A 3,571-nucleotide genomic window follows, 5' to 3' on the forward strand; every position below is an offset into this window, starting at 1 on the left:
ATCCGGGTGTTCATGCTGTCGCCGCAAGGGCGGATGTCCGCCTTCCAGCAGGCACAGATGTACTCGCTCGACGACCCGGCAATCTGCAACATCGCGGTCGACGGGGTGTTCGACGACTGCCAAGACATCGTCAAGGCCGTCAACGCCGACGCCGAGTTCAAGCGGCGCTACTCCATCGGTGCGGTGAACTCCATCAACTGGGCGCGGCTGCTCGCGCAGATCGTCTACTACTTCGCCGCCTGGCTGCGTATCACCGATGAGGAAGGCCCCGCGGCGCGCGTGGCGTTCACGGTGCCGTCGGGCAACTTCGGCAACATCGCCGCCGGGCACATCGCGCGCGAGATGGGGCTGCCCATCGTCGAACTGCGGCTCGCATCGAACGAGAACGACGTGCTCGCCGAGTTCTTCACGACAGGGGTATATCGCCCGCGCGACGGCGCGCTGAAGACCAGCTCGCCGTCGATGGACATCTCGAAGGCGTCGAACTTCGAGCGCTTCATCTTCGACCTCGTCGGGCGCGACGCGGCACGCCTGCGCGAGTTGTTCGTCGAGCGCCTCGGTTCGGACGGGTTCTTCGACCTCTCCGACACCGCAGAGTTCCAGGAGATCGAGCGACGGTTCGCGTTCGTCGCGGGCTCGTCGACGCACGCCGACCGGTTGGCGGCGATACGCGCGGTGTACGAGTCCGACGCGCGCCTCATCGACCCGCACACCGCCGACGGGATGCACGTCGCGTTGCAGAACCCGGTGCCTGGGCGCGTGCGCGCCGTGATGGAAACGGCGCTGCCGGTGAAGTTCGCGGAAACGGTGCGGGAGGCCGTCGGTGTGGATCCTGAGCGCGACGAGCGGTTCGCCGGGTTAGAAGACAAACCCAGGCACGTCATCGAGGTGGCGAACGACGTGGCTGCGGTGAAGCGCATCATCGAGGAGGTGGCGGGCCAGTCGTGATGGTGCTGTTGATCGGTCTGCTGGTCCTCGTGTTGGTAGGGGGCATCATGCGCGACGGGCTGGTGTTCGCGGCCCGCCGCGGGATCGGCTACTGACGCACCATGCGCAACAGGTCCATGCCTCCCCAGCCAAGCGTGCGCTTGGTGTAGCCGTCGGGGACGAACCCGTGCTTGGCGTAGAAGCGCACGGCCCGCGGGTTGCGTCGCATCACCCACAGGAAGGCGGGCTCGTCGTCGGGAAGAGTCGCCTCGAGTAGCGCGTTGCCGAGCCCGGTGCCATGGGCCTCAGGCATCGTGAACAACGTCTGCAGCGTGCGCCCGCTCAAGGGGCGTTGGCCGCCATCGGCAGATTCTCTGCAACCAACAAACCCATTGTGGCAACCCGGCGTTCTCCGGACGAAGATCTGTGAGCTACGGCCCCTACATTCGAGGGGACCACGTGTGAACGTTGTCGTTCTGCCGACGGGGGGCATGGGGCGGTAGCATGGACCGTGCGTCAACGGTGCACGAGGTGCAAGTTTGGTGTATTATGTCACTCGCCCGACGAAGAAGTGACGGAGGCAGACAATGGTGTTCAAGGACTGTTGGTGGCAGCTTCCGGCCATCCTCGTTGTGACGTGTTCGCTGGTTTGGCTTCCGTCAGGCAACCTTCTCGAGGTGAGTCAGCGAGTGCTCGGCATACCCATGGCCGTCCCGGCTCTCCTTTCGTTGGGCTTTCTCGGGTATGGCGTGGTCGCAGATAAGAGCAAGGGAGAATCCAAACCGAATGTGACGGCGGTCACTGTGGTGCTGGGCATTTGGACAGGATTACTGCTTCTACAGTCCCTACAACTTTGAAGAATTCCTTATGAACAAGAGCACATTCGTCCTGCGCGCATGCTCTATTGCATTAATGACATTGCTGATGGCGATCGCCCCAAGCTTTGCAAAAGCCCAAACCGATTTGGCAACCGATGTGGGCGAGAGCTTGCAGCGCTCATCGAGCATTCGAATCCCGGCGTCATCGACGTCAAAGAGGATGAGATCAGGGTGGTCCTGGATCCAACTGTGGAAGCCTCGGGCAGATCTCCTGCGGCCATTGCTGCGGATTTCTTTTCGCAATTGCAGTCGCAGGCGCGGATGGCCGACATGAGGCCGAGAGCTGAGGCCTCTCCCTTGGCGGTGAGGGACTACACGTTCTCAGCTTGGCAGCCTGTCAATATCGGCGTCATGACGGTAAATCAGAGATTCAAGGCCGACGTGGTGTCCAACAAGGTTCGTTCTCTTCGGTTCGTTGGCCCGTCCTATGGGGCTGGTGTCGGTATTGCCGTCTGGAACCACATCACTTCCTCGTGGAATATGCATTCGACAGCCCGTGTGCGAATCAAAGTTTCGGGGACCGCCAGCGCTTTCGTCAAAGGAGGATCCATCGCACTACCTCTTGATGCCATCCGCTACTACAGAGTCAAGTCGGACCGTCTGGAACTCGACAAGGTTTTCGGTTGACCGAGCCCTGCTGTCCGAGGGGCAGGCGGTGCTTCGGCGCGCTGGCGAGGGCGGCGTGGTGGCCCGTTTGCCGAGACGAAGGCTCGTCGACTCGGCAGCTCTCGCATAGTGTTGGCCCATGCGCGAACTCCAGGCACAGATCATCCATGAGATGGGCGTCCAGCCTCAGATCGATCCGGCGGCCGAGGTGGAGCGACGGGTGCAGTTCCTCGTCGACTATGCTGCCACCGCCCACGCGAAGGGCTTCGTGCTGGGCATCTCGGGCGGGGTCGACTCGACGCTCGCCGGGCGCCTCACGCAGCTCGCAGCCGAACGGATGGTGGACGGGCAGTTCGTCGCCGTGAGGCTGCCCTACGGCGTGCAGGCCGATGAGACCGACGCGGCCGCAGCCATGCGTTTCGTCGCCGCCCGCACCGAGGTGACCATCAACATCAAGAAATCCGTCGACGGGATGGAGCGCGCGTACGAAGAGGCGATGGGTGCCCAGATCAGCGACTTCAACAAGGGCAACGTGAAGGCTCGCGCCCGGATGATCGCGCAGTACGCCATCGCAGGCGACGCCGGCCTGCTCGTCGTCGGCACCGACCACGGCGCCGAATCCGTCACCGGATTCTTCACGAAATTTGGCGACGGCGGCGCCGACCTGCTGCCGCTCTATGGCCTCAACAAGCGCCAGATTCGGCAGTTGCTGCAGCACCTCCAGGCGCCCGAGCCGCTGTGGCAGAAGGTGCCGACGGCGGACCTGCTCGACAACCGCCCGCAGCGCAGCGACGAGGACGAGCTGGGCATCGCCTACGACGACATCGACGACTACCTCGAGGGCCGCGATGTGCCCGACGACGTCGCCGAGGTGATCGAGCAGAAGTGGTTCCGGAGCAGGCACAAGCGCGCGACGCCGGCGTCGCTGGTGGATGAGTGGTGGCGCTGAACCGGAGCTGAGAAGGGCTAACGCCAGCCTCGGGGTCCACCACTCATGCGGGCGCACCCTTGTGCGTTTCGCATCTCGTTCAGCTAGGCTCCTGGCTGTCTCGATGCGGAAAGGGCCGCACGTGGGGAATACGAAAGACATGGGTATGAAGAAGAAGCTGTGTGCTAGCCTCGCTGCATTCGCGCTCGCTGGGGGTATGACGCTGGGTGGC

Annotated in this window: 3 protein-coding genes and 1 pseudogene; 3 read left to right on the plus strand and 1 reads right to left on the minus strand. The window is 63.4% G+C overall.

Going from position 1 to position 3,571, the window contains the following annotated elements; all coding sequences use genetic code 11:
• Positions 1 to 948: pseudogene (locus Q0X61_RS12905) on the plus strand (threonine synthase); the annotation flags it as partial.
• Positions 949 to 1,036: 88 nt separating this feature from the next.
• On the opposite strand, the gene Q0X61_RS12910 reads toward Q0X61_RS12905, so the two are convergent.
• Positions 1,037 to 1,420, minus strand: coding sequence for an N-acetyltransferase (locus Q0X61_RS12910; protein WP_297743262.1), 384 nt, complete (start codon positions 1,418 to 1,420; stop codon positions 1,037 to 1,039).
• A 403-nt stretch (positions 1,421 to 1,823) separates the two neighbouring features.
• On the opposite strand from Q0X61_RS12910, the gene Q0X61_RS12915 reads away from it, so the two are divergent.
• Both Q0X61_RS12915 and nadE read left to right on the plus strand, forming a co-directional pair.
• On the plus strand, positions 1,824 to 2,432 hold the full coding sequence (locus tag Q0X61_RS12915; protein ID WP_297743264.1) for a hypothetical protein: 609 nt from the start codon (positions 1,824 to 1,826) through the stop codon (positions 2,430 to 2,432).
• A gap of 118 nt (positions 2,433 to 2,550) precedes the next feature.
• On the plus strand, positions 2,551 to 3,360 hold the full coding sequence (gene nadE, locus Q0X61_RS12920) for an ammonia-dependent NAD(+) synthetase (RefSeq protein ID WP_297743266.1): 810 nt from the start codon (positions 2,551 to 2,553) through the stop codon (positions 3,358 to 3,360).
• The last annotated feature ends 211 nt before the right edge of the window (positions 3,361 to 3,571 follow it).

Origin of the sequence: uncultured Tessaracoccus sp. (assembly GCF_947255005.1) — a bacterium.
In the GTDB taxonomy this organism is placed as follows: Bacteria; Actinomycetota; Actinomycetes; order Propionibacteriales; family Propionibacteriaceae; genus Arachnia.